The following is a 24,867-nucleotide window of genomic DNA, read 5'->3' on the forward strand; positions in this document are numbered from 1 at the left end:
AGCCCGGCCGGCGGTTAGGGCATGGACGCGGGGTCCGAGGGCGGCAGCGCATCCAGCACCGCCATCGCCGTGGCTGCCGCATCGGCCCATCTCGGCAGCGCCGCACCGGCACGGGCCGCCGCCGCTGCACGGGCGGCCTGCTCCTGCGGTTCGGTCAGAAGGCGCCGAAGGGCCGCTGCCAGCGCCTCTGGGTCATCCACCGGCACCAGAAGGCCCGCATCTTCGGGAACGGTATCCACCACCGCCCCGGTCCGGGTGCTGACGATGGGCAGCCCATGCGACAGCGCCTCGTCGAAGACGATGCCATAACCCTCGTACCGAGTCGCCAGCGCGAAGATCGAGGCCTGCCGGTAAAGCTGCGACAGTCGCTCTGGCGTAACGCGGCCCGCCAGTTCCAGCCGCGCGCCGAGGCCGCTTTCCGCGACCTGCGCATGCAGCGCGGCCACATGTTGGTCGTCCCAAGGGTTGCCGGCGATGACCGCCTGCCAGGCCAAGTCCGCTAGCTGCGCCAGCGCCGCGATCAGGACGTCGTGGCCCTTGCGCGGATGCAGGATGCCAACTGACAGGATCAGCGGCGGATCGACCGGCGCCTGGGGCGCGGCGGGACGGTCGGTGCCTGGCCGCACGATGGTGATCTTCGCGGGCGAGACGTCATAGCGAGTGATCAGCATGTCGCGGGTATGCGGGCTGGGAACCATGACGTGGCGGGCGAGCGCCAGGTTCGCACGTTCGGTCCGCCACAGGTGGTCCGCCAGGTCAGCCGGCAGCGCGCTTTCCTGCGCCAGCGGATGGTGGATCATCGCGACGATGGGCGCCCTGACCCGATGCAGACCTGCGGTCTCCAGCGCTCCGAAAGCCAGACCGTCAATGATGACCGGGACATCTGCCGGCAGGGCGGCAAGCCGGTCCAGCGCCCTCCGCATGTCCGCCGCGTCAGGCGTGGGAAGGCTGGCAGGCAGAGAGATCACCTCGACCTTGCAGCCCAGATCGCGCAGGCCTTCGACCAGCCTGTGGTCATAGATGTAGCCGCCGGTCAGCGTCGCGATGTCACCCGGAAGGGCGAAGGCGGCGCGGGCCGTCATCCGTCAGTCCCCGCGGCGTCGCAGCAGTGCTGCCGCGACAGCAGCATCAGGATGCCGGGGGCGGTGCTGGCCAGGAAGACCAGCCCAAAGGCGACGCTGGCGGCCAGTCCCGCCGAAGCGCTGGCCCCGATGATCGGGAACAGGGCCGCCGCGGCGCCCTCTCTCAGGCCCCAGCCGCTGATGGTCAGGGGCAGGATCATTGTCAGCAGGATCAGGGGGACAAGCACGGCGACCTCGACAAGTGTCATGTAGGTTCCCGTCGCGCGCGCGCAGGCGGCGAATGCCAGCAGGTTCGCGACGGTGATGGCCAGGTTCAGCGCGGCCTGCCGGGGAAACGCCCGCCGCGTCAGAAGGGTCCGCGACAGCGCGCCGCGCAGGTCCGCCGCAAAACGCCCGGCGTGGCCCGGCAGGGCGCCCGCGAAGCGCAGGCCACATCCGGCGCCGAGGCAGACCAACAGCATGCCCGCCAAAAGGCCCAGAAGCGGTGCGGGGATGCTCAGCCCGCCGGGGGCTAGCGTGACCGAGAGGACACCGATGGTCAGGACCAGCATCAGCGACAGCTGGCCCGCCAACCGTTCGATCGCCACGGCGGCCCCGGCGCGCCTCAGTCCGCCGGCGTGGCGGGCCCTGACGGCACGTCCAGCGTCGCCCACCATCCCCCCCGGCAAAGACTGGTTCACCACCTGCGCCAGATAGTATTCGCCGATCGCCCGGCCCAAGGGGATGCGCTGTCCCAACTGGTCCGCCGTCAGTTGCCAGCGTATCGCCGACAGGACGGTCTGCATCGTCAGCGCCGCCAGAGCCGCAAACAGCCATCCGGGCTGCGACTGCGACAGCAGCCGGGCTGCCTGTGCGCCGTCCAGCCCCGTCCACAGCAAGGCTATCACCGCTACCGCGGCCAGAAGTTGCAGGCTGCGAACCCATGTCATGCGGGGGGAACGTCAACGGTGCCCGAAAAGCTCCGCAGGAAGCGGTCGCGCAGACCCTCCATCGGCAGGGGGGCGCTGCCCGGAGGGGGGATCAGACCGGGGGTCAGCCCCCATTCGGCGGCGGCCTCAACCAGGTCCAGCGGGCCGATCAGGTGCAGCGGGACCTCTCGGCGGTCGTCGAGACCGATAGAGCTGGCAGCCTGGTGGTCGCCCAGCAGCAGGATCAGCGGCGGGTCCCCGGCATGGCGTTCGGCATACTCGGTCACCGTTCGCAGGACATAGGAGATGGTGTCGCGATAGTGCTCTCGGACCTGCTCGCGGTCCTTCCAGACAACGCTCGGCGGATCGCCCGCCTGCGCCATCGCGTCGAATTCGCGGCCATCATCGACAAGGTTCCAATCCAGAAGCCAGGGCACCGGCGTCCATGGCGCGTGGGACGAAATCAGCGCCACTTGGGCGAACAGCGGCCTAGAATCGTTCCCATCGCGAAGCTTCCGGTCCAGCGCGGTCAGCGTGAACTGGTCGGGCATCGTGACCCAGTTGAACGGCAGCCCCTGATAGTCCAGATCGGCGGCCGTCAGGATGCGGTCAAAGCCCATCGTGTCAGCCTCGGGCCAGGGGCGGACGATGGCGGGCATGACCGTCGCGGTCCTGAAGCCGGCCTTGGCGGCATAATGAAACAGCGTGCGCCGCCCGCTGGCGACAGAGGCCTGGTGCCGCGTCTGGTCGTCGATCCGCAGGCCATTGGCGAAGGTCGCGTGGGCCAGCCAGCTCTGGCCGCCATGAGTGGGTGACGTGGCGAAGCCCGACCGCATCGCCAGGCCCAGATCCTCCAGCCGGACCTGCGCGTCGGCCAAGATCGGCAGGTGGTCGGTGGCGTAGAACGGCGTGTCGAAGCTGGTTCGGCCATAGCTTTCCAGGAAGATCACCAGCACGTCGCGGTCGATCCGGGCCAACGGATTGGGCAGGTCGGCCATCGGGTCCAGCCGCGCCTCGGACCGGAACTGCGCCAGCTCCTCGATCGTGCGGGCGGCGACGTCCAGGCGCGCCGCGCCATAGGCCGTGGTCTGCGGCACGAGGGCCGAGACGCCCGCCGGCTGCACAAGCACAAGCGCCGCCGTCAGCGCCGTCGCCAGAACGGCGCCGCCCCTGCGCAGCCGCGGCCGATGGGGGACCAGCCGCATCCAGACGCCGGTCGCCCACCAGAGACCCCAGACGATCGCCAGGAGCAGCAGGGCCGCGCCCGCAACCGCAGCCGCCGCCGCGAAGGGTCCGATGCTGCCCGAGATCAGCCGCACCGAGGCGTCGATCAGCGGCAGGTCGGCCACCGGGTTGAACCGGCGGCCGAGCGTCTCGAGCATCGAGATGTCGGCCAGCCGCAGCACCGTCACCAGCGTCAGCGCCACAACCGCCAGCAGCCGCAGCGCCTGTCCGGCCAGCGACCTGCCAAGCGACATCAGCGCGATCAGCAGGATCGGGACTTCGGGTGACGGGCGCAGCCAGGCAGCCCAGGTCAGGCCCGTCGGCTCTGACGGCAGCGCCGTCAACAGGTGCAGCACCACCACGGCGATCAGAGCGCGCAGGATCAACGATGTCTCCACAGCCAGAGGACGTCGCTTGCGAATGACCAAGCCAGCGCAAGCGACGCGCCGCGCGCCAGCCAGATCGACAGATCGACGGGCACCTGCGGCACCTGCAGGGCGATCAGCGCGGCCAGCTGGATGACGCAGACGGTCTTGCGTCGCATGCTGACGGGCAGAGGGCGGCGCATCCAGCGCAGCGCCAGGGCACCGGCCACGAAGACATAGCGCATGATGCCGAGGACCAGGACCTCGAGCCCGACGGGGGTGCCGGCCAGCACGTGCAGCGCCAGGATCAGGGCGAGGGCGGCGTCGACCTCCATGTCGAAGCGTGCTCCGAAGTCGGACACAAGCCCGCTGCGCCGCGCCAGAAAACCGTCGAGGCCGTCCATCGCCAGGGACAGCGTCGCGACCAGCGCGACCGCCCACCCGGCTGAAGTTCCGCCCACCAGCGGCGCCAGCAGTGCCGTGGTCAGCGCGGTCCGCATCAGGGTGACCGTGTTGCAGCTGCCGATCCGGTCATGGAGATAGTGCCGCTTCATCCCGATCACGACGATGGCGGCGGCGATCAGATAGCCGGCGCCTGCGACCAATGCGCCGGTGCCTTGTCCCGTCACCAGCACGCCGACGCCAAGATTCAGCGCCAGCCCGGCCGGGACCGCCAGCATCAAGCCGTCAGGCAGGCGCACCGGGACATGTCCCGTCACCCTGGCATCTGCTTTCATGGTGTCAGGGCGCGTGACCTGCATCGGACGACAATATGACAGCGGCATGTGCCGTCAAGCGGCGTTCCAGCCACTTGTCTGGAAGGTGAGGGTCGTTATCCTGTCACAAAGGGGGGGGATGCCCAGATGGAACGCTTGCCCGAAGGTCACGGCACCACGACGCGCGTCCTGCACTGGCTTGTGGCCGTGCTGATCCTGCTGATGATCCCCGCCGGCCTGATCATGGTGCAGGAGGGGCTGGAGCGCCACCTCCAGGATGCGCTGTTCATCTTTCACAAGAACGTGGGCAGCCTGCTGATCGTCATTGTTACGCTGCGGCTGGCCTGGCGTCTGACGCACCGGCCCCCGGATCTTCCGGTCAGCCTGCCGTCATGGCAGCGGCGGGCGGCGGCGGCGTCCCATGTGGCGCTCTACGTGCTGATGGTGGCGATGCCCCTCAGCGGCTATGTCAGGGTGCGCGCCGGCGGCTATCCGATCGAGGCGCTGGACGCGATGGGCGTTCCCGCGCTTGTCCCCCGGTCCGAGGCGCTGGCCGAGGCCGCCAGCAGCTTTCATCAGGTTGCGGCCTTCGCGCTGATCGGCGTCATCGCGATCCACGTCGGGGCGGCGCTGCAACACGCGCTGATCCGCCGCGACGGGGTCTTTCAGCGGATGTGGCCGCCGGTGGCCCGCAAGCGGACCTGACGTCGCGTCGCAAGCCACTCGACAGGCTCGACAGGCGCGGTTAGAAATCTTGGCCGGCCTGCGGATCTGCACATGCTGCAGGGTGGCGCCTTGTTTTTTTCGCATCGCATTGAACCAACGCGACCTTCGCGCGTTCGACGCGTGGCGTCGAAAATGGCGCGACAGGAGCATTTGTGACAAGAAACCTCGACCTGCCGATCATTGGCATCATCATCGCCGCGTTCGGCGGTATCTTCGCCCTCGACATGATGTTCCCATTGGGAACGGCAGTCTGGCTTCTGTATCTGCTGCCCCTGACGCTGGCATCGGCCACGCGGCTGCCGAGCGCACCCATCGTCGTGGCGCTGCTGGCCTGCGTCGCGATGGCGGCGGGCTTCATGCTCGACCGGTCGGGGATCGACCCGCAGGTCGCGGCCTTCAACCGCAGCATGGCGGGGCTGGTTTATGTCGCCTTGGGGGTCACCGGTCGCAGGCTGATCCTGAACCGGCTGCAGCTGACGCGCACCCAATGGGTCAACCAGGCGCAGATCGACGTCTCTCGCGGGATGCAGGGGGATCTCTCGCCCGAGCGGCTGGCCAAGCAGGTGTTGACGATCCTCGGCGACCGCCTGGGGGCGCGGGCGGCCGTGGTCTATGCCAGGAATGGCAGCGGTCACCGGCTGCTGTCCAGCTGGGGCGTCGACGACGCAGCATTGCCCGCACGCCTGCCCGAAGGGCAGGGCCACCTGGGGCGGTGCATTTCCGAGGGGCGGGCGCTGCAGTTGACGCTGTCACCTGACGAGGCGCTTGGCTGGACGTCGGGCCTCTCTCGCGGCAGGTCTGCGCATGCCGTGATCGTTCCGCTGCGCGACGGTCAACTGGTGAACGGTGCGGTGGAGCTGGGGCTGGACCATCCCGCACCGGGCCGTGTGATGGAACTGCTGGAGGGTGTCGGCGACCGGATGGGGGTCGCGCTTCGTTCCGCCCAGTATCGCGAACAGCTGCAGGAGCTGCTGGAGGAGACCCGCCGTCAGGCCGAGGAACTGCGCGGCCACGGAGAGGAACTGGCCGCCTCGAACGAGGAGCTGGAGGAGCAGACCCGCCAGCTGCAGGACAGCCAGCGTCGTCTCGAGGCCCAGCAGGCCGAGCTGGAGACTCAGAATTCGCAGCTGGAGAGCCAGACGCAGGAAATGGAGGAGCAGCGCGACGCGCTGGCCCGTTCGCGCCGAATGCTCGAGGATCAGGCCCAGGAACTGGCGCGCGAGAGCCGCTACAAGTCCGAATTCGTCGCCAACATGAGCCATGAGCTGCGCACGCCGCTGAACGCGCTGCTGATCATGGCCCGGCTTCTGTCCGAGAACCGCGGCCGCAACTTGACCGAGGAACAGGTCCGGTGGGCCGAGACGATCGAAAGTTCGGGGCAGGACCTGCTGGCGCTGATCAACGACATCCTCGACCTGTCGAAGATCGAATCCGGCAAGCTTGAGGTTTCGAACGACCTGATCGACCCGCAGGCGGTCGCCGAGAAGCTGGTCCGCGCCTTCGAGGTCCAGGCCCGCAGCAAGGGCCTGCAGCTGGTAGCCGAGGTCGCACCAGGCCTCGGGCAGGTCGAAACCGACAGCCAGCGGCTGGAGCAGGTGCTGCGGAACTTCATCTCGAACGCGCTGAAATTTACTGAACGCGGCCGGGTGACGCTGCGCATCGCGCCTGCGGCCCAAGGGGTCGCATTCTCGGTCGAGGATACTGGCATCGGCATCGATGCCGACCAGCAGGAGAACGTGTTCGAGGCGTTCCGGCAGGCGGACGGCACCATCTCCCGCCGCTTCGGCGGGACGGGGCTGGGTCTGTCCATCTCTCGTGAACTGGCGGACCTTCTGGGGGGGCGGATCACGCTGACCAGCGAGAAGGGCCGCGGCAGCGTCTTCACGCTGATCCTTCCCGCCACGCCCGCCCGCCAGCGGCCTGCAGCGCAGCGCCAGCAGGTGGCCGCACCGCTGCCTGAGGCCCAGGACGTCGACGTGGTGGTGCTGGACGCCCTGCCGGGGCTGGATGACGACCACGCGGACATCACCGCCGATGACCGGGTGATGCTGGTGGTCGAGGACGATGTGGAGTTCGCCCGGCTGCTCTATGACCTGGCGCACGAGCTGGGCTTCCGCTGCGTCTGCGTCGGCCGCGCCGACGATGCCGTGCGCGCGGCCCGGCATTTCCTGCCGCAGGCGATCGTCTTGGACATGGGGCTGCCCGACCATTCCGGCCTGTCGGCGCTGGACCGGCTGAAGCGCGACACGAGCACGCGGCATATCCCGGTCCATGTCGTGTCGGCCGAGGACTATACCAAGGAGGCGCTGGCCCAGGGGGCGATCAGCTATATGCTGAAGCCCGTGCAGCGGGATCATCTGGCGAACGCGATCCGCAAGCTGGAGACGCGGCTGGAACAGCGCCTGCGCCGCGTCCTGATCGTCGAGGACGATCCCGCGCAGATGGAGGGGCTAAAGGCCCTGTTGGCCAGCGACGAGGTCGTGACCGTCGGCGCCGGCACCGCCGCCCGCGCGCTGGAGATCTGCCGGACCGAGACCGTAGACTGCATCGTTCTCGACATGACGCTGCCCGACGCTTCGGGGTTCGAGCTGCTCGAGCAGCTGAGCGGCGACGGCACGGCGTCCTTTCCGCCGGTCATCGTCTATACCGCCCGCGCCCTGTCAGAGGCCGAGGAACAGCGCCTGCGCCGCTATTCCAAGTCCATCATCATCAAGGGCGCCAAATCGCCCGAGCGCCTGATCAACGAGGTCACGCTGTTCCTGCACCAGGTCGTCAGCGACCTGCCCGAGAAGCAGCGGGAAATGCTGGCCGCCTCGCTGAACCGCGACGGCCAGCTGGAGGGGCGCCGAATCCTGGTGGTCGAGGACGACATCCGCAATGTCTATGCCCTGACCGGCGTCTTCGAGCCGCATGGCGCGACCGTGCAGATCGCCCGCAATGGCCGAGAGGCGCTGGAGGCCTTGGGCCGCGTAAACGATGGCGCGGCGCCCAAGATCGATCTGGTGCTGATGGACGTGATGATGCCAGAGATGGACGGTCTGACTGCCACGCGTGAGATCCGCAAGCTGGACCGTTGGAAGACGCTGCCGATCATCATGCTGACCGCCAAGGCCATGGCCGAGGACCAGAACCAGTGCTTGGCCGCCGGGGCCAACGACTATCTGCCCAAGCCGCTCGATGTCGACAAGCTGCTGTCGCTGACCCGCGTGTGGATGCCGCGATGACCGTCGACCCCGTTCCGGCACGGCCTGGCGACGACATCGAGCTGGACCTGTTCCTCGAGGCGCTGAACAGGCGCTATCACTATGACTTCAGGTCCTATTCTCGGGCGTCGCTGGTCCGGCGGGCGAACCTGGCCTGCGAGCGTCTGGGATGCGCCACACTGTCCGAGGTGCAGGGCCGGCTGCTGCACGACCCCGCAGTGCTGCCCGACATCATCGACGCGATGACCGTGCAGGTCAGCGAACTGTTCCGCGACCCTGCGTATTACCTGGCGCTTCGGCGCGAGGTGCTGCCCCATCTGCGGACGTTCCCATCGCTCAAGGTCTGGGTGGCGGGTTGCGCCGACGGGGAAGAGCTTTATTCGCTCGCAATCCTTTTCCGCGAGGAAGGGCTGTTCGACCGGACGATGTTCTACGCCACCGAGATCAATCGCCGCGCGCTGCTGAAGGCCGAAGGCGGCGTCTATGCCATCGACCGTTTGCCGGTGTTTTCGCAGAACTATCAGCTGGCGGGTGGGCTGGGATCGCTGTCGGACTATTACACCGCCGCCTATGGCCGTGCCGCCTTCGACCGCAGCCTGCGGGCGCGCACCGTCTTTACCGAACACAACCTGGCGACCGACCAGGTGTTCTCCGAAGTCCATCTGATTTCCTGTCGCAACGTGTTGATCTATTTCGATCATGCGCTGCAGGACCGCACGCTCGGCCTCTTTGCCGAGGCTCTGACCCGTGGCGGCTTCCTTGCACTCGGCTCTCATGAGACGCTGCGCTTTTCCGCCCACGCCAGGGCCTTCGAGGCCTTCGACGAACCCGACCGGATCTGGCGCCGTACCGCCTGCCAGGAGATTGCCAATGCCCGATAGACCCATCAGGTTCCTGATCGTCGACGACATCGTCGAGAACATCGTCGCGCTCGAGGCGTTGCTGCGCCGAGAAGGGCTGGTCGTCGACTATGCCAGATCCGCCAGCGAGGCGCTGGAACTGATGCTGCTGCACGACTATGCGCTGGCCTTCCTGGACGTGCAGATGCCCGGCACCGACGGCTATGAACTGGCAGAACTGATGCGATCGACCGAGCGCACGCGCGGCGTACCCATCATCTTCGTCACCGCCGCCGAAATGGACGAGGCGCGCCGCTTCCGCGGCTATGAGGCGGGGGCGGTCGATTACATCTTCAAGCCCATCGATCCGGTGATCCTGAAGTCAAAGGCAGAAGTCTTTTTCCGCATCGGCCGCCAGGCCCGCGAACTGGAACGCCAGCGCGACGAGATGCAGGACATCGCCCGCCACCGCGACAACGTCATGGCGCAGCTTCGGGCACATGCCGACAACTCTCCGCTGGCCTTCGTGACCCTGGACAGCGAACTGGACATCCGCAGCTGGTCCAAGGGGGCCGAGCGGATGTTCGGCCGCAGCGCCGGCGACCTTCTTGGCTTTTCGGCGACCGCATCTGGCTGGCTGGACCGGGATGGCGCGCAGGTGCTGCGCGGCTGGCTGGCCACCCCCGGCGATCATGCGCCGCGCTTTTCGGCCGAGATGGTCTTGGATCACGCGGGCGTCGGACCCATCAGCTGCGAGGTCTATGGCTCGGTCCTGACCGAAGGGCCTGGGCTGCAGACGCTGTCGCTGCAGATCCTGGACATCACCGACCGCAAGCAGGCCGAGGAGGTCCGGTCGCTTCTGATTGGAGAGTTGAACCACCGCATCAAGAACACCCTCGCCAACGTTCAGGCCATCGCTCGCCAGAGCCTGCGCCAGTCCCACGGCCTGGATGAGTTCGAGGCAAGCTTCGGCGGTCGGCTGCAGGCGCTGGCGCGGGCGCATTCGATCCTCTCCGATGCGACATGGGCCAGCGCCCCGCTGGACCAGCTGATCGACGACCAGATCAGTTCGGGCACGCTGGACGGCGACCGGCTGCGGCGGAACGGCCCCCCGGTCGAGCTCTCGCCAGACACCATGCTGCGCCTGGCGCTGACGCTGCACGAACTGGGCACCAACGCGGCCAAATATGGCGCCCTGTCGGTCCCGCAGGGCCTGATCGAGTTGGACTGGCAGCTGACAAATCACCAGCTGACCCTGACCTGGAGGGAAACAGGCGGCCCGCCGGTCACGCCGCCGCAGGGCGGGGGGTTCGGCACGACGTTGATCAGCGCGGCCGGAGGCGGCGATTCGGGCGCGGTCACGGCCGACTGGCGGCCCGAGGGCGTCGTCTGGACCATCGTTCTGGCCGAGGGTGCGACGCCATTGCGCGGCACCCGGACCTCTGCCGACTCTATTCCCGCGCAGCCGCAGCGGCGGCCCGCGACGCTGGACGGCTGCCGCGTGCTGCTGGTCGAGGATGAGCCGCTGGTCGCGCTGGACCTGCGCCACGAACTGGAGGAGGCGGGCGCCACCGTCACCGACATCGTCCGCAGCGTCGAAGATGCGCTGGACGCCGCGCGGGGTGGGGGCATCGACCTAGCGCTCTTGGACGGCAACCTGCGCGGAGAGCCGGTTGACGACGTGGCGGCGCTGTTCGACCAGATGTCGGTGCCGTTCTGCTTCGTCTCTGGCTATGGCCGGGAACATTTGCCGCAAGGTTTCGACCACGCGCCCCTGATCGAAAAACCGTTCCGACCCGACACGTTGCGGATGACGCTGACCTCGCTTCTGTCGCGCGGCGTGGCACAGGCGGCGCAATAAGGACAGCATTCGGCTGCGGCAGCGTCGGTCGCGGACGGTGTTCCTGCCAGGTGCCGCCGGATGTCCGGGCATTCCGCCGCGGGTGTTGGAACAGGGCCGGCATTTGCGGCCACGCGGAGTTGCGCGACAGGGCGATCTTGCGCTTGCCCGCCATTTCGGGCATGCCCTCGCCCTCACCTCTGTAAGCAGGCGGACACGCATGACCGGTACGGATCAGGGCGCGGCGATGACCTTCGAAGGCGTCGGAAAGGCTTTTCCGAAGGCGGATGGCAGCCGCGTGACGGCGCTGGCCGATATCAACCTGTCGGTCCCGCAGGGCAGCGTCACCGGCATCATCGGCCGGTCCGGCGCCGGCAAGTCGACGCTGTTGCGGATGGTGAACGGGTTGGAGCGCCCGACCGAGGGCCGCGTTCTTGTCGGCGGCCGCGATGTTGGCGGCGCCAACGGTGCGGCGCTGCGGGCGATCCGCCGTGACGTCGGGATGATCTTCCAGCACTTCAACCTGCTGGCCTCTCGTACAGTCAGGGGCAACATTGCCCTGCCGCTGGAAATCGCGGGAACGCCCGCCCAGCAGATCCGCCCGCGCGTGGACCAGCTGATCGAGCAGGTGGGCCTGTCGGCGCTTGGCGACCGCTATCCGGCCGAGCTGTCAGGCGGACAGAAGCAGCGCGTGGGCATCGCAAGGGCGCTGGCGACGAACCCGAAGGTGCTGCTCTCGGACGAGGCGACCAGCGCGCTGGACCCGGAAACCACGCAGACGGTGCTGGAGCTTCTGGAGCGGATCAACCGCGACCTCGGCCTGACCATCCTGCTGATCACGCACGAGATGGCGGTCCTGCGCGACGTCGCCAGCCACATGGCGGTGATCGAGGGCGGCCGCATCGTCGAGGCGGGTCCGACCTATGACGTCTTCCGCAAACCTGCCCATCCGACGACCCGCAGCTTCCTGTCGGGCGTGACGGGCGCGACGCTGCCCGGCTTCATCGCGGGGCGGCTGCTGCCTGAACGCCCTGACGGCCCCAGCCAGGAAGTGATCCGCGTGACATTCGCCGGGCAGCATGCCACCGACCCGATGCTGGCGCGGCTGGCGACGGATCTGGGGATCGCCGCGAACATCCTGTCCGGCAACATCGAAGAGGTCGGCCCGCACCCGTTCGGCAACCTGCTTCTTTCGCTGGACGCAGACCGGGGCGCGCAGGCGCGGGCCTATCTGGAACGCCACGGGCTGACGACAGAGGTGCTTGGGCATGTCCGCTAACCTGATCCCGATCCTCTGGGACGCGACGCTGCAGACGCTCTACATGGTGGCGGTGTCAACGATCCTCGGCACGATTGGAGGCCTGCCCCTGGGCGTCTTCCTGGCGACGTCGCAGCGGGGCGAACTGCTGAGCGCGCCCTGGGTCAACAAGGTACTGGGCCTTGTGGTGAACGCCACGCGGTCGGTGCCCTTCATCATCCTGGTCGTGGCGATCATCCCCTTCACGCGGGCGCTGGTCGGCACATCGATCGGCACGAATGCCGCCATCGTGCCGCTGACGCTGGCCGCCATCCCCTTCATCGCCCGCCTGGTCGAAAACGCCATCCGCGAGGTCGACGGCGGGCTCATCGAGGCCGCGCGTGCCATGGGTGCGACGCCCCTGCAGATCATCCGCAAGGTGCTGATCCCCGAGGCCATGCCCGCCATCGCGCTTGGGCTGACACTGGCCGTGGTCAGCCTTATCGGCTATTCCGCCATGGTCGGCGCCGTCGGCGGCGAGGGTCTGGGCGATCTGGGCATCCGCTATGGCTATCAGCGCTTCATGCCCGAGGTGATGCTGGCCGTCGTCGTCATCCTGATCGTTCTGGTGCAGCTGGTGCAGTCCCTTGGCGAATGGTTCGCCGCCCGCGTCGACCGCCGCGCACCTCGCAACCGCGGCCACTGAATTTCCCGCAGAAGAAAGGAGCTTTCCATGCTGCGACTGACGACGTTCGTTTCCGCCCTGGCCCTCGGCACCGCCGCCATGGCCGAAGACATCACCGTCGGCGTCTCGCCCGGCGAGCACGGCGAGATCATGGAGGAGGTGGCGAAGGTCGCCGAACCCATGGGCCTGAACATCGAGATCGTCGAGTTCTCGGACTATGTCGTTCCGAACCAAGCGCTGGCCGACGGCGACCTGGATGCCAACAGCTTCCAGCACCGCCCCTATTTGGAAAACCAGATGAAGGACCGCGGGTTCGATCTGGTCGAGGTGGGCACCACCATCACCACGCCGATGGGGATCTATTCCGACAAGATCGAGGACATGGCCAACCTGCCCGAAGGTGCGCAGGTCGCAATCCCGAACGATCCGACCAATGGCGGCCGCGCGCTGTTGCTGCTGCAGGACCTGGGCCTGATCACCCTGGCCGACGGCACGGGCCTTGTCCCCAGCCCGCTGGACATCAGCGACAACCCCAAGGACCTGCGCTTCATCGAGCTTGACGCGGCGCAGCTGCCTCGCGCGCTGGCCGATGCCGACATCGCGATCATCAACACGAACTATGCCCTAGCCTCCGGCCTGTCGCCCAAGGAAGATTCCATTGCGATGGAAAAGGCCGACAGCCCCTACGTCAACATCCTCGTCGTGCAGCAGGGCCGCCAGGACGAGCCCTGGGTCGAGACCCTGGTCGAGGCCTATCACAGCCCCGAGGTGAAGACCTTCATTGAGGACAAGTACGACGGCGCCGTCCTGACGTCGTGGTAACATTTGGGGGCCGCCCTCAGGGGCGGCCCTTCTCCATCCGGCGCTGCAGCAGGTCCGCCAGCGCAAACAGCGTCCCGCCCATTCCAGCCAGCAGAGCAAGCGCCGCGAACATCAGGTCGGTCTGGCCGCGCCCGTTCGCCATCAGCATCACATGCCCCAGCCCCCTGCTGGACCCGACCCATTCGCCGACGATCACCGCGAAAGGGGCATGCACCGCCGCCAGCCGCAGCCCCGATCCGAGCGCCGGCAGCGCATGCGGCAGCCGCACCAGCAGCAGCGCCCGCATCGGCTTGGCGCGCAGGCTGTGGATCAGATCCTCCAGCGGTTGCGGCAGGCGCATCAGCGCATCGAAAAGAACGGACGCCACCGGAAAGTGCACGACCAGCACGACCATGACGATCTTCGACGCAGCGCCATAGCCCAGCCACAGCGTGACGATCGGGGCCAGCGCAAAGACCGGGACGGCCTGCGCCGCGACCAGCATGGGCCGCATCAGGCCGCGCGCCAGCGGCGAGGCCGCAAGGTTCAAGGCCGTTATCGCCCCCAGGGCGATGCCGGCCATCAGACCTGTCAGCAGGTTGGTGGCGGTGAAGCGGGCGTTCTCGGCCAGCATCGGCGCGTGGTCCGCCAGCGCCTGCGCCACCCGCGCCGGTCCCGGCAGGATGAAAGGCGGCAGTCCCGTCATCCAGACCAGCGCCTGCCCCAGAAGAAGCGTCGTGATGGCGGTGGCGGTAAAGCGCAAAACCGGCACGATGACCTTCCGCCTGCGATGCCGGTCAGGCGGCGGTGCCCCGATACTGCGTTGCCGGACATCGGAACCGGGCTCGGTGCGCCCGGCGACTGCACGCGGGCGCGGTGCCGAGACATGGCCGGTCATGCCGCGCATCTCTGCGACAACGCGTCAAAGATAGCGGCCTGTGCCGCTGTCACGGCGAGGTCGCTGACATCGCGGGGCGTCGGCCCTTCGGGAAGATTGACCGGGCGGCTGCCCTGCGCCGTCATCAGGAAGGCGGCATGTCCCAGCCGCGCGGCTTCCAGCGGGTCATGGGTGATCAGAAGCACAGTCTGCCCCGCCAGCAATCGCGCCGCAAGGTCCTGCATCGCCATCCGCGTGCCTGCGTCGAGGGCAGAGAACGGCTCGTCCAGAACGACCACCGGGCTATCCTCGATCATCGTGCGGGCTAAAGCCACGCGCTGGCGCTGTCCGCCCGAGAGGGTCGCAGGGCGACGGTGGTGCAGCCCGGCCAGCCCCACCCGGTCCAGCAGGTCCCGCGCCCGCCGGTGGTCCGCGGGCGCGCCCCTCAGCCTTGCGCCCAGGGTCACGTTCTGCAGCGCGGACGCCCATGGCAGCAACTGATCCTGCTGGGCCAGCATCGCAACCCGACCACGGACAGCGGTTGCGTCGCCGTCCAGCCGTGCGCGTCCCGGCAGGCCGGCCACCAGGCGCCCCAACGTCGACTTGCCGACGCCAGAGGGACCCAGCAGGCAGGTCCAACGCCCGGCGGGCGCGGTGATCTTCAGGTCCCGCGCCAGACGGTTGTCACCGATCCAGAGGTCGCCTTGCAGGCGCAGGGCCGGCGCGCTCATGTCCGGTCAAGGCCCATCTGCCAGAAGGCCACTTCCAGTTGCGTGGCCTGCGCAAACTGCTGCGCCAGCGACGACGCGCGGGGCAGGGACGGCCAGTCGGGTCCCAGCCGCGCCTCCAGCGCCGCATCGATCAGTTGCCCGACTTCCTGGCAAAGCCTCTGATAGTCCTCGCCGCCATACGTCGCGGTCCATTTGGCATAGGGGCCGCCGCTGCCGGCATGGCGCCGACCGATCTCGCCATAGCCCAGAACGCAGGGCGCAAGCGCAGCCAGAAGGTCCAGAACGTCGCCGGACTGGCCGGTGGCCAGGACATAGCGGGTATACGCCATGTTTGCGGGCGATTCGGGCGTCTGCGCCAGCATGTCCGAGGTAATCCCCTCACGCGCGCAGATGCCGACATGCAGCGGCATCTCTTCCTCCAGCAGCGCCTGCGCGATGCCTGCGGCCGCGCGCATCTCGGGCAGGCGGTTGGACTTGGCCATCACCAGTGCCCAGGCCCGCGCGAAATGCAGCAGGAAGACATAGTCCTGTCGCAGATAGTACAGGAAGCTGTCTCGGGGCAGGGTTCCTGCCGCCAGCTGCCGGACGAAGTCATGCCCGACATAGCGGTCCCAGTCCGCCCCCGCCGCCTGCCGCCACAGCGCGAAAGCGCGCCCATAGTCGGCCATCACGGCGCCACCGGCGCGTTGACGTCCACCGCCAGGTCCGACAGCGGCAAACCGCCGGGCGTGGCGCCCCGATCGGCCAGAAACGCCTCGAATCGCTGATAACGGCCTGCGTCCAGTGCGGCGGGTCGGCCGGCGAAGCGCGGCCAGGTGTCTGCCCAAGCCGCCTCGTTGAGGGGCGTCTGCAGTTCGGACGCGGTGGCAGAGAAGATACGCCATGCCTCGTCGGGGTCGTTCTTGATGAAGGCTGTGGCACGCTCGGTCGCGTTTAGGAACGCCGCCACGGATTCACGGTCCATGCGGGACGGGTCGGCCAGATAGACCAGTTCGTCATAGGCGGGGATGCCGTGCGCCTCTGGGAACAGGCAGCGGCCCTCGAACCCCTCCATCCGCAGCTGGTTCAGCTCGAAGTTGCGGAAGGCGCCGATCACCCCATCCACCTGCCCGGACATGAGCGCGGGGGCGATGGACCAGCCGATATTGATCTGCTCGACGTCCGACGGCTGCAGGTCGCTGTCGGCCAGCATGGCGTTCAGCATGACCTCCTGTACGCCAGCGACGGCGAAGCCGACCTTGCGGCCCTTGAGGTCGGCTGGCGTGGTGATCCCGCTGTCGGCCAGGACGACAAGGCATGTCAGGGGCGTCTCGACCAGCGTCCCGACCCGCGTGACCGGCAGACCCTGGTGGCGCGACAGGTGCAACTGCGGCTGATAGCTGACGGCCAGGTCCGCGCGCCCCGCCGCCACCATGCGCGGCGGATCATTCGGGTCGGCAGGCGAAACCAGCTCGACCTCCAGCCCGGCATCGTCGTAATAGCCCAGCTCTTCGGCCAGAACGATGGGGGCGTGGTCCGGGTTCACGAACCAGTCCAGCATGACCGTCAGGTCGGTTCCGGCATGGGCGGGCGCGGCCAGCACGGCCAGCGACAGGGCAAGGGTCTTCACGATGTTCCTTTCAGATCGGGATCGGTCAGGGCCAAAAGCGCGATGCGCCCCGGCCAGTGGCGTTGCAAAACTTGGCCCGCGTTGTGGGCCCGGAGCCCGGTGCGGCATGCCAGCACGACGCGGGCCGCGTCGCCGGGGATCAACTCGTTGATCCGGTCGGGCGGAAGGTGGCGCGCGCCGGGAACGGCCGCAGCCTCGGTCCGCAGGTCGACCAGCAGGTCGTCGGGTGCGACCTGGCTGGCGGCGATGAAGGGCAGGGGCGCCGCAGGCTCCGGGGCGGCGTCGAAGCGAAAGCCACCCATGCGCCAGCTTGCCGCGTCGAAGCTGACCAGCCGGCCCAGAGGTGATGGGTCAAGCCCCAGAAGGACAGCCAGCGCCATCTGCGCCTGCACCGCGCCGATCATGCCGACGACCGGCCCCAGCACCCCGGCGGTGGCGCAGGACGCGCCCTGCGCCGGCAGGTCCGGAAAGACCGCCCGCAGGCTGGGCGCGCCGCCGCAGCAGCCAAGTGCATAGCCCGACAGCGCCAGCGCCGACCCCGAGATCAGCGGCCGCCCGGCCTCGATGCAGGCGTCCGACAGCGTCAGGCTGACGGCGAAGCTGTCGGCGCAGTCCAGCACCACATCGGCATCCAAGACCAGACCGGGGGCGTTGGCCGGCGTCAGCCATTCGACCCGCGCCGCGACCTGCACATCCGCGTCCAGCGCGGCCATGGCTTCGGCTGCGGCCAAGGATTTGGGCCGGCCCAGCTGGTCCATGCGATAGATCGGCTGCCGGTGCAGGTTCGTCTTCTCGACCCGGTCGGGATCGACCAGCGTGATGCGTCCGACGCCGGCACCAACCAAGTATTGCAGCGCGGGGCAGCCCAGTCCACCCGCGCCCACGATCAGTACACGCCCCGCCGCCAGCCGTCGCTGGCCTTGCGGGCCGACCTGGGCCAGGACGTTCTGGCGGGCGTGGCGGCTCATGCGGTCACCTGCAGCCATTCGCGCATCCGTGCATCGGGGTTCGGGTTCAGCGTGATGTCCGTGACGGCCGAGACAATGTCGGCGCCGGCCCGGAACGCTCCGGTCGCGCGCTCCACGCTCATGCCGCCGATGGCGACCAGCGGGGTCGGGCCGACCAGCCGCTTCCATTCCGTCACCCGGTCCAGCCCCTGCTGATGCCAGCGCATCTTCTTGAGGATTGTCGGATAGACCGGCCCAAGCGCGACATAGTCCGGCTGCAGCGCCAATGCCCGGTCCAGCTCCGCATGGTCGTGCGTCGAGATCCCCAGCCGCAGCCCGGCACGCCGGATCGCCGGCAGGTCTGCCTGATCCAGATCCTCCTGCCCCAGGTGCAGCCACTCGGCGCCTTCGTCGATGGCGATCTGCCAGTGGTCGTTCACCACAAGCGCCGCCCCGTGCCGCCGGGCCAGTGTCAGGCCCCGGCGGATCCGGTCCCGCAGCGTCTCAGGGGGCAGGTCCTTCAGCCGCAGCTGGACAAGCCGGACGCCCAGCGGCAGGGCGCGTTCCAGCCAGGGCAGGTCGTCGAAGATCGGATAGAAACGCGGCAGCATCAGAGCCATGCCTTTCCCAGAAGCGGCGTCGAGGGGACGGCCATGTCCCGCACCCCCATCGGGTCGGCGTCGCGCGCAAGTTCGCCCGCCTGCACCGCCAGCGCGAAGGCGCGGGCCATGGCGGCGGGGTCGCCCGCCTGCGACACAGCGCTGTTCAAAAGGACGGCGTCAAAGCCCATTTCCATCGCGTCGGCCGCGTGGCTGGGCAGGCCAAGGCCCGCGTCGATGACCATGGGAACGTCCGGGGAGGCCGCGCGCAGCATCCGCAAGCCTTGGCGATTCATCAGCCCCATCCCCGACCCGATGGGCGCCCCCCAAGGCATCAGCACCCGGCATCCGGCCTCGATCAGCCGCTGGGCAAGGACCTGGTCCTCGGTCGTATAGGGGAACACCTCGAAGCCGTCGGCGGCCAGGGTCTCGGCCGCCTGAAGCAGGCCGAAGGGGTCGGGCTGCAGGGTGTCGGCGTGGCCAATCACCTCCAGCTTGATCCAGTTCGTCTCGAACAGGTCGCGGGCCATGCGGGCAGTCGTCACGGCCTCATGGGCGCTGTGGCACCCGGCGGTGTTGGGCAGGATGCGCACACCAAGCGACCGGATGATCGACCAGAAGCCTTGGCCCTCACCAGCTTCGCGGCGCAACGAGACCGTGGCCACCGCCGCGCCGCTGCCGCGGAAGGCGGCCTCCATGACCGCGGGCGAGGGGTATCCCGCCGTGCCCAGCATCATCGCGTTCGACAGAGTGACGCCATAGAAATCGCGCAACGCTCAGCCCCCCTGCATCGGGGCCAGCACCTCAAGGCGATCGCCATCCCGCAGGGGCTGCGTGGCGCGGGCCGTCGAGGGCAGGAATTCGCCGTTTAGGGCGGTGGCGACGCGGGCCTCGGCCCAGCCCAGCTCGGCCAGCGCGTCCTGGACCGTGTCGGCGGCGATGTCTCGCGCGGTTCCGTTGACTTCAACCCTCATGGACAAGCTCTCCCTTCGTTCCGCTAAGAAGATAATCGCCGGCCTGCCGGGCCAGCGCCGGGGCCATCAGATAGCCGTGCCGAAAAAGGCCGTTCAGCTGCAGGACCCGGCCCTGCACGATCACGCGTGGCACGTTGTCGGCGAAGGCCGGGCGCAGGTCGGCGCCAAGTTCGAACACGCTTGCCTCGGCGAAGCGCGGGTCGAGCGCATAGGCCGCCGACAGCAGCTCCAGCGCCGACCTTGCGCTGACCGGCGCCCGAGAGGCGCTTTCCAGCTGCGTGGCGCCCAGCATGAAGAGCCCGTCCCGCCGCGGCACAAGATAGATCGGATGCCGGGGATGCAGCAGGCGCACTGGGCGTGACAGCCGGATGTCCGGTGCATGCAGGACGACCATCTCGCCCCGCACCCCGCGGAGGCCAGGAAGACCGGCGGCAAGGCCCCGGGCGTCGATCACGGTGCCGGGGACGTCCTCGGGTGTGGCCGCGGCGGTTTCGATCTGGACGCCCTGCGCGGCAAGCTTGGCTTGCAGATCCGCCAGGGCGCGACGGGGGTCCAAGTGCGCCTCGTCGGGGAAAATGAGGCCCTGCCTGCGGGGCAGGTCAGGCTCTGCCTCGGCGGTATCGCAGGACTGGTGGCCGGTGGCGCGGCGGGCAAAGCGCGACAGCTCGGCCCGGTCGCGGTCCAGCGCCACCACGAGCGTGCCGTTGTGTGTGACCGGTGTGATCTCGGCCCAGGCCGACGCGGCCCCTGCGCCCAAACGGGCGACGACGGGTTCGGCGGTCACCCCCTCGCACCAGGGCGCCAGCATCCCGCCTGCCCACCAGGAGCAGCCATGCGGTCCCGGCGGGCCGTTCCGGTCCAGGATGCGGGGGTGGACCCCCCGCCGCAGCAGCTCGTGCGCGGCAAAGAGGCCAGCGACACCGGCCCCGATGATCGTGACGTCAGTCATGGGCCCAGACCGCGTGGAAGTGGTGGACAGGCCCGTGCCCGCGGCCCACCTGCAGGGCGTCGGCGGCGGCGATGGCCCGCTGCAGATAGTCATGCGCCCGGTGCACTGCGTCGGACAGCGGCAGGCCCTGCGCCAGCCCCGCCGCGACCGCCGCCGACAGGGTGCAGCCGGTGCCGTGGGTGTTCTTCGTCAGCTGCCGCGGAGCCGACAGCCGCATCACGGCATCGTGCGTCACCAGCAGGTCGATGCAGTCCGGCCCCTCGGCATGGCCGCCCTTCATCAGCACCGCTTTTGGGCCAAGGTCCAGAAGCGCCCTGGCTTGGGTCAAGACTTCCACCTCGGTCGTGGCGACGGCTGTGTCCAGCAGGCGCGCAGCCTCTGGCAGGTTCGGTGTCAGCAGGTCGGCCAGCGGCAGGATACGGTCGCGCAGCGTGGCGATGGCATCGGCGGGCAGCAGCGTGTCGCCTGACTTGGCCACCATGACCGGGTCCAGCACCACAGGGACGCCCCTGTCCCGCAGGCCGCAGGCCACGGCTTCAATCGCGTCGCTCCCTCCCAGCATCCCCAGCTTGACCGCCCGGATGTCCAGGTCGTCGAAGACCGCCTCGATCTGGGCCGAGATCATGGCAGGGCTTGCGGCCTCGACCCGCGTCACGGCGCGCGTGTTCTGAGCGGTCAGCGCCGTGACGACGCTTGCTCCATAGCAGCCAAGCGCCGAGAATGTCTTCAGATCCGCCTGAATGCCTGCGCCTCCGCCGGAATCAGATCCGGCGATGGTCAGTGCGATGGATGTGGTCACGTCGTCCCCCTTCGGCGTCTTGCGGGACGTGACCGGGCGAAGGGGGACAAAGGGCGGCCGCGGGCCGCGATCATCTGCACCGTTCCCTCCGCCGGTATGACCCGGATCAGGTTCGATGGGTTGGCTCGACGCCTCTCAGCCCCTTCACGGGACACCCCAACGGTTTGCAGACGCCAGACTAGCGATCCGCGCGGCCCGGTTCAAGGGGGGCTTTTCAGGTCATGCCGGACAGGTGCAGCGCCATTCCGGCCAGGCCGGACCCGGCCAGCAACGGTGCCATGCCCACCCGCAGACGCAGCGCCGCCACAAGCGCCACCGCCGACAAGGCTGCCGCGGCCAAGTCGACCGAGCCCATGATCGGCAGCTCGATCCTCAGCGGACCTGCAGCAAGAAGCGTGGTCCGGGTCCAGATCAGGTGCACCGCGAACCACAGCGCCAGGTTCAGGATGACGCCCACCACGGCGGCCGTCACGGCACGCAGGGCGGCGGCCAGCGGCCGGTTCTGACTCAGACGCTCCATGAACGGGGCGCCGAGGAAGATCCACGCGAAGCAGGGCGCGAAGGTCACCCAGGTTGCCAGCAGCCCACCCGCGGTGGCGGCCAGCAGCCCGCCGCCCTCGCGCAGCGCCGCCATGAAGCCGACGAACTGCAGCACCATGATCAGCGGCCCCGGCGTCGTCTCGGCCATGCCGAGGCCGTCCAGCATCTCTCCGGGCTGCAGCCAGCCAAGGGGACCTGCCGCCTCTTGCGCAACCCACGCCAGGACGGCATAGGCGCCGCCGAAGGTCAGGACGGCAAGCTTGGAAAAGAAGACCGCGATGTCGGCAAAGACGCTGCCCGGCGCCAGAAGCGCCAGCAGGCCCACCGGGGCCAGCCACAGCGCCAGCGCCCAGACCGCCGCCCGCCGGGCCGCGCCGGCGTCTGGCGGCGCCAGCGCAGCCGCCGTGGGGGCTAGGGGTGCCGCCGGCATCAAGGCGCCGATCAGCGCGGCACCGGCGATGACCAGCGGAAACGGCGCGTCGAACGCGAAAAGCGCGACGAAGGCCACCAGCGCCAGCGCCCGCAGCGGAGGGGTGGGCAGGGCCTTTCCGGCCAGTCTGACGACGGCCTGCACGACGATGGCCAGCACTGCCGCCTTTAGGCCGAAGAACAGCCCCTCGACCACCGCCACGTCGCCCAGGAGGACATAGATCCAGCTGAGCGTCATGATCGCGACCACACCCGGCAGGATGAACAGCACGCCCGCGATCAGCGCGCCGCGCACGCCGCCGGTCAGCCAGCCGATATAGGTCGCCAGTTGCTGCGCCTCGGGGCCCGGCAGAAGCATGCAGAAGTTCAGGGCATGAAGAAAGCGCGCCTCGTCGATCCACCGCCGCTCCTCGACCAGGATGCGGTGCATGACCGCGATCTGCCCCGCCGGCCCCCCAAAGCTGAGCGCCGCGACCCGTGCCCAGACCCTGAATGCCGTGCCGACGTCGGGTTGCGCGTTCGGATGCATGGCGTCTCCTTTCCCGGTTGGTGCCTCGCGGGGGGTATTCCGTCAAGCGCCGCGGCGGTCACTGTCACACGGCGGTCATGGTCCGGCCGAAAGGTCATGGACTTTCGCGGGCTGCTCGCGTATGGGACCGCTCTTGGCCCTGCAGTTTCGGGGCGGCGGGTGCAGGGTGGGCCGGTCGCAGCGACGATGGGGTCCGCTCACCGGATGCCTTGCGAACGGCATCCCCGCATTTGGCGAATAGAATGACCGAACAGAATTTTCCCGCACCGCTTCAGGCGGCGCTGGCCGAGAAGGGCTATGACAGCCTGACATCCGTGCAAACCGCCGTCCTGACGGCCGAGGCGCAGGGCCGTGACGTCCTGGTGTCGGCGCAAACCGGGTCCGGCAAGACCGTGGCCTTCGGCTTGGCGATGGGCGCCGACCTGCTGGAGGGAGACCGCCTGCCCGAGGGCGATCTGCCGCTGGCGCTGGCCATCGCGCCCACGCGCGAACTGGCGCTGCAGGTGGCCCGAGAACTGGAGTGGCTTTATGCCGGGACGGGGGCGCAGATCGCGACCTGCGTCGGCGGCATGGATTACCGCAACGAGCGCCGGGCTCTGGCCCGTGGGGCGCAGATCGTCGTCGGCACGCCGGGCCGCCTGCGCGACCACATCGACCGGGGCAGCCTGGACCTGTCGGCCCTGCGCGCGGCCGTCCTCGATGAGGCCGATGAGATGCTGGACCTGGGCTTCCGCGAGGACTTGGAGTTCATCCTGAGCGCCGCCCCCGAGGATCGGCGCACGCTGATGTTTTCGGCCACGGTGCCGCCCGCGATCGAGAAGCTGGCCCGCGATTTCCAACGTGACGCCCTGCGCATCAGCGCCCAGGGCGAAGCGCGTCAGCACGGCGATATCGCCTATCGCGCCTATTCCGTGACCGCCCGCGACCGCGAGCCCGCGATCTTCAACCTGCTGCGCATCCACGAGGCGCAGACCGCCATCGTCTTCTGCAAGACGCGGGCCAACGTGAACCACCTGCTGGCGCGCATGTCGAACCGCGGCTTCAAGGTCGTGGCGCTGTCTGGCGAGCTGTCGCAGCAGGAGCGGACGCATGCGCTGCAGGCGCTGCGTGACGGGCGCGCGCGGGTCTGCATCGCGACCGACGTCGCCGCACGCGGCATCGACCTTCCGGGGCTGGAGCTGGTGATCCACGCCGATCTGCCCACCAATCCAGAAACGCTGCTGCACCGGTCCGGCCGGACCGGACGGGCCGGGTCGAAGGGCGTGTCGGCGCTGATCGTGCCGTCGTCCGACTACAAGCGCGCGCAGCGGCTGCTGCAGAACGCCAAGGTGGTCGCGGAATGGGTCAAGGCGCCCTCGGCCGACGACGTGCGGTCGCGCGATGACGAACGGATGCTGGACCATCCCGGCCTGACCGAGGAGGTGGGCGAGGATGCCCCGCTGGCGGCGCAGCTGCTGGAGCGTTTCGGTGCGGAACAGGTCGCATCGGCCTTCCTGAAGCTGTGGCGCGAAGGCCGCCCCGCTGCCGAGGAGTTGATGGAGACGCAGGCCCCGCCCGCGCCCATGGCGCCGCGTCAGCCGCGCGAGTTCGGGCCGTCGGTCTGGTTCACGCTGTCGGTCGGCCATTCCGGCCGGGCCGAGGCACGCTGGCTGCTGCCCAAGATCTGCGATGCTGGCGGGATCACCCGCGACGGGATCGGCGCGATCCGGGTGAAGCAGGACCTGTCCTACGTGCAGATCGCCGCAGACCAGGCCGACCGCTTTGGCGACTTCATCGAGATTAGCCCCGAGGTGACGATGCGTCGGATGCAGGGCGAACCCGATCTGGACAGCGCACCGCGGCCTCGGTTCGATCGCGACGACAAGCCCGCGCGCAAGCCTGCGCCGCGCAGCAAGCCCGCCGACGACCAAGGGCACAAGGCCCGCGTCAAGGCGGCTCGCGGCGGCTGGGTTCCTGACGACGCACCGCTGGCCGATCCGCGCACGGACGGCCCGCGCCCGCCGCTGAAGGCGTGGAAGAAGAAGTCCTCGACCACCGAGGGCGGCGGCAAGCCCGCATGGGCGGCCAAGGGCAAGCCGCGCGCCGATCGTCCGGGCGGGCCGAAGCCGCACCGCAAGGGGCCGAAGCGGCCGGGCTGACGTTTAAAGCCCACGACCGCGCATGCTGCCTGCGACACAGGCAGGGCATCATCGGGTTTTTGCAGCATCTGAAAAGCGCCGGGCAGGTTCTGTCCGGCGCTTCTTCGTCATGCCGGGAAC

General features: G+C 68.8%; 23 protein-coding genes and 1 riboswitch. Of the genes, 8 read left to right on the forward strand and 15 right to left on the reverse strand.

Translation table 11 applies throughout. The annotated features are described in order from the left end of the window. Positions 1–14: 14 nt before the first annotated feature. The 4 genes from OC184_RS07775 to OC184_RS07790 are packed head-to-tail and all read right to left on the reverse strand — an operon-like array spanning position 15 to position 4,298. A complete protein-coding gene (locus OC184_RS07775) occupies positions 15–1,082 on the reverse strand; it encodes a glycosyltransferase family 4 protein (RefSeq protein WP_265506630.1) in 1,068 nt (355 codons plus the stop codon). Further along, positions 1,079–2,011: a lysylphosphatidylglycerol synthase transmembrane domain-containing protein gene (locus tag OC184_RS07780; RefSeq protein ID WP_265506631.1), complete on the reverse strand. Its 933-nt coding sequence runs from the start codon at positions 2,009–2,011 to the stop codon at positions 1,079–1,081. Before OC184_RS07780 ends, OC184_RS07775 begins: the two co-directional genes overlap by 4 nt. Further along, a complete protein-coding gene (locus OC184_RS07785) occupies positions 2,008–3,600 on the reverse strand; it encodes a sulfatase-like hydrolase/transferase (protein WP_265506632.1) in 1,593 nt (530 codons plus the stop codon). The genes OC184_RS07780 and OC184_RS07785 overlap by 4 nt, the downstream gene beginning before the upstream one ends. Continuing rightward, on the reverse strand, positions 3,597–4,298 hold the full coding sequence (locus OC184_RS07790; RefSeq protein WP_265506633.1) for a CDP-alcohol phosphatidyltransferase family protein: 702 nt from the start codon (positions 4,296–4,298) through the stop codon (positions 3,597–3,599). The genes OC184_RS07785 and OC184_RS07790 overlap by 4 nt, the downstream gene beginning before the upstream one ends. Before the next feature lie 144 nt (positions 4,299–4,442). On the opposite strand from OC184_RS07790, the gene OC184_RS07795 reads away from it, so the two are divergent. The 7 genes from OC184_RS07795 (at position 4,443) to OC184_RS07825 (ending at position 13,647) form a co-directional block, all read left to right on the forward strand. Further along, positions 4,443–5,000, forward strand: coding sequence for a cytochrome b (locus OC184_RS07795; protein WP_265506634.1), 558 nt, complete (start codon positions 4,443–4,445; stop codon positions 4,998–5,000). A gap of 173 nt (positions 5,001–5,173) precedes the next feature. Next, positions 5,174–8,245, forward strand: a complete 3,072-nt coding sequence (locus OC184_RS07800; protein ID WP_265506635.1) for a hybrid sensor histidine kinase/response regulator — start codon at positions 5,174–5,176, stop codon at positions 8,243–8,245. After that, positions 8,242–9,105 carry a CheR family methyltransferase gene (locus tag OC184_RS07805; protein WP_265506636.1) on the forward strand — a complete coding sequence of 288 codons (864 nt, stop codon included), beginning with the start codon at positions 8,242–8,244 and terminating at the stop codon, positions 9,103–9,105. The genes OC184_RS07800 and OC184_RS07805 overlap by 4 nt, the downstream gene beginning before the upstream one ends. Further along, entirely contained in the window at positions 9,095–10,924 is a 1,830-nt protein-coding gene (locus tag OC184_RS07810) for a response regulator (RefSeq protein ID WP_265506637.1), read from the forward strand. The genes OC184_RS07805 and OC184_RS07810 overlap by 11 nt, the downstream gene beginning before the upstream one ends. A gap of 199 nt (positions 10,925–11,123) precedes the next feature. Beyond that, positions 11,124–12,182, forward strand: a complete 1,059-nt coding sequence (locus tag OC184_RS07815) for a methionine ABC transporter ATP-binding protein (protein WP_265506638.1) — start codon at positions 11,124–11,126, stop codon at positions 12,180–12,182. Continuing rightward, positions 12,172–12,846 (forward strand): methionine ABC transporter permease, encoded by a 675-nt coding sequence (locus tag OC184_RS07820; protein ID WP_265506639.1) that lies wholly within the window; start codon positions 12,172–12,174, stop codon positions 12,844–12,846. The genes OC184_RS07815 and OC184_RS07820 overlap by 11 nt, the downstream gene beginning before the upstream one ends. Before the next feature lie 27 nt (positions 12,847–12,873). Then, positions 12,874–13,647 carry a MetQ/NlpA family ABC transporter substrate-binding protein gene (locus tag OC184_RS07825; protein WP_265506640.1) on the forward strand — a complete coding sequence of 258 codons (774 nt, stop codon included), beginning with the start codon at positions 12,874–12,876 and terminating at the stop codon, positions 13,645–13,647. A 16-nt stretch (positions 13,648–13,663) separates the two neighbouring features. Here the strand turns inward: OC184_RS07825 and OC184_RS07830 are convergent, their stop codons facing one another. The 11 genes from OC184_RS07830 to chrA all read right to left on the reverse strand — a co-directional run bounded on the left by OC184_RS07830 (position 13,664) and on the right by chrA (position 22,609). Next, positions 13,664–14,398 carry an ABC transporter permease gene (locus OC184_RS07830; RefSeq protein ID WP_265506641.1) on the reverse strand — a complete coding sequence of 245 codons (735 nt, stop codon included), beginning with the start codon at positions 14,396–14,398 and terminating at the stop codon, positions 13,664–13,666. 122 nt (positions 14,399–14,520) lie between these two features. Beyond that, positions 14,521–15,234, reverse strand: a complete 714-nt coding sequence (locus tag OC184_RS07835; RefSeq protein ID WP_265506642.1) for an ABC transporter ATP-binding protein — start codon at positions 15,232–15,234, stop codon at positions 14,521–14,523. Continuing rightward, positions 15,231–15,902: a thiaminase II gene (gene tenA / locus OC184_RS07840; RefSeq protein WP_265506643.1), complete on the reverse strand. Its 672-nt coding sequence runs from the start codon at positions 15,900–15,902 to the stop codon at positions 15,231–15,233. Before tenA ends, OC184_RS07835 begins: the two co-directional genes overlap by 4 nt. After that, a complete protein-coding gene (locus tag OC184_RS07845; protein ID WP_265506644.1) occupies positions 15,902–16,843 on the reverse strand; it encodes an ABC transporter substrate-binding protein in 942 nt (313 codons plus the stop codon). Before OC184_RS07845 ends, tenA begins: the two co-directional genes overlap by 1 nt. Then, complete coding sequence (locus tag OC184_RS07850; RefSeq protein ID WP_265506645.1) at positions 16,840–17,811, reverse strand: HesA/MoeB/ThiF family protein; 972 nt, start codon at positions 17,809–17,811, stop codon at positions 16,840–16,842. The genes OC184_RS07845 and OC184_RS07850 overlap by 4 nt, the downstream gene beginning before the upstream one ends. Then, complete coding sequence (locus tag OC184_RS07855) at positions 17,808–18,404, reverse strand: thiamine phosphate synthase (RefSeq protein WP_265506676.1); 597 nt, start codon at positions 18,402–18,404, stop codon at positions 17,808–17,810. Before OC184_RS07855 ends, OC184_RS07850 begins: the two co-directional genes overlap by 4 nt. Next, positions 18,401–19,162: a thiazole synthase gene (locus OC184_RS07860; protein ID WP_265506646.1), complete on the reverse strand. Its 762-nt coding sequence runs from the start codon at positions 19,160–19,162 to the stop codon at positions 18,401–18,403. The genes OC184_RS07855 and OC184_RS07860 overlap by 4 nt, the downstream gene beginning before the upstream one ends. A 3-nt stretch (positions 19,163–19,165) precedes the next feature. Continuing rightward, entirely contained in the window at positions 19,166–19,363 is a 198-nt protein-coding gene (gene thiS / locus OC184_RS07865) for a sulfur carrier protein ThiS (protein WP_265506647.1), read from the reverse strand. Next, positions 19,353–20,312, reverse strand: a complete 960-nt coding sequence (locus OC184_RS07870) for an FAD-dependent oxidoreductase (protein WP_265506648.1) — start codon at positions 20,310–20,312, stop codon at positions 19,353–19,355. Before OC184_RS07870 ends, thiS begins: the two co-directional genes overlap by 11 nt. Next, a complete protein-coding gene (thiD, locus tag OC184_RS07875) occupies positions 20,305–21,111 on the reverse strand; it encodes a bifunctional hydroxymethylpyrimidine kinase/phosphomethylpyrimidine kinase (protein WP_265506649.1) in 807 nt (268 codons plus the stop codon). The genes OC184_RS07870 and thiD overlap by 8 nt, the downstream gene beginning before the upstream one ends. Positions 21,112–21,177: 66 nt before the next feature. Continuing rightward, a riboswitch (TPP riboswitch) is annotated at positions 21,178–21,280 on the reverse strand. 45 nt (positions 21,281–21,325) lie between these two features. Continuing rightward, on the reverse strand, positions 21,326–22,609 hold the full coding sequence (chrA, locus tag OC184_RS07880; RefSeq protein ID WP_265506650.1) for a chromate efflux transporter: 1,284 nt from the start codon (positions 22,607–22,609) through the stop codon (positions 21,326–21,328). Between the two features lie 242 nt (positions 22,610–22,851). Here chrA and OC184_RS07885 point away from each other — a divergent pair, with 242 nt between their 5' ends. Next, positions 22,852–24,747, forward strand: a complete 1,896-nt coding sequence (locus OC184_RS07885) for a DEAD/DEAH box helicase (protein ID WP_265506651.1) — start codon at positions 22,852–22,854, stop codon at positions 24,745–24,747. Positions 24,748–24,867: the final 120 nt, after the last annotated feature.

The sequence above is a fragment of the Paracoccus rhizosphaerae genome (assembly GCF_026162645.1).
GTDB classification, from domain to species: domain Bacteria; phylum Pseudomonadota; class Alphaproteobacteria; order Rhodobacterales; family Rhodobacteraceae; genus Paracoccus; species Paracoccus rhizosphaerae.

Coding starts and splice junctions, on each gene's coding strand:
- OC184_RS07780 (WP_265506631.1), bottom strand. CDS start 2,011: ATGACATGGGTTCGCAGCCTGCAACTTCTGGCCGCGGTAGCGGTGATA.
- OC184_RS07815 (WP_265506638.1), top strand. CDS start 11,124: ATGACCGGTACGGATCAGGGCGCGGCGATGACCTTCGAAGGCGTCGGA.
- OC184_RS07810 (WP_265506637.1), top strand. CDS start 9,095: ATGCCCGATAGACCCATCAGGTTCCTGATCGTCGACGACATCGTCGAG.
- tenA (WP_265506643.1), bottom strand. CDS start 15,902: ATGGCCGACTATGGGCGCGCTTTCGCGCTGTGGCGGCAGGCGGCGGGG.
- chrA (WP_265506650.1), bottom strand. CDS start 22,609: ATGCATCCGAACGCGCAACCCGACGTCGGCACGGCATTCAGGGTCTGG.
- OC184_RS07835 (WP_265506642.1), bottom strand. CDS start 15,234: ATGAGCGCGCCGGCCCTGCGCCTGCAAGGCGACCTCTGGATCGGTGAC.
- OC184_RS07870 (WP_265506648.1), bottom strand. CDS start 20,312: ATGACTGACGTCACGATCATCGGGGCCGGTGTCGCTGGCCTCTTTGCC.
- OC184_RS07885 (WP_265506651.1), top strand. CDS start 22,852: ATGACCGAACAGAATTTTCCCGCACCGCTTCAGGCGGCGCTGGCCGAG.
- OC184_RS07805 (WP_265506636.1), top strand. CDS start 8,242: ATGACCGTCGACCCCGTTCCGGCACGGCCTGGCGACGACATCGAGCTG.
- OC184_RS07825 (WP_265506640.1), top strand. CDS start 12,874: ATGCTGCGACTGACGACGTTCGTTTCCGCCCTGGCCCTCGGCACCGCC.
- OC184_RS07820 (WP_265506639.1), top strand. CDS start 12,172: ATGTCCGCTAACCTGATCCCGATCCTCTGGGACGCGACGCTGCAGACG.
- thiS (WP_265506647.1), bottom strand. CDS start 19,363: ATGAGGGTTGAAGTCAACGGAACCGCGCGAGACATCGCCGCCGACACG.
- OC184_RS07795 (WP_265506634.1), top strand. CDS start 4,443: ATGGAACGCTTGCCCGAAGGTCACGGCACCACGACGCGCGTCCTGCAC.
- OC184_RS07775 (WP_265506630.1), bottom strand. CDS start 1,082: ATGACGGCCCGCGCCGCCTTCGCCCTTCCGGGTGACATCGCGACGCTG.
- OC184_RS07850 (WP_265506645.1), bottom strand. CDS start 17,811: ATGAGCCGCCACGCCCGCCAGAACGTCCTGGCCCAGGTCGGCCCGCAA.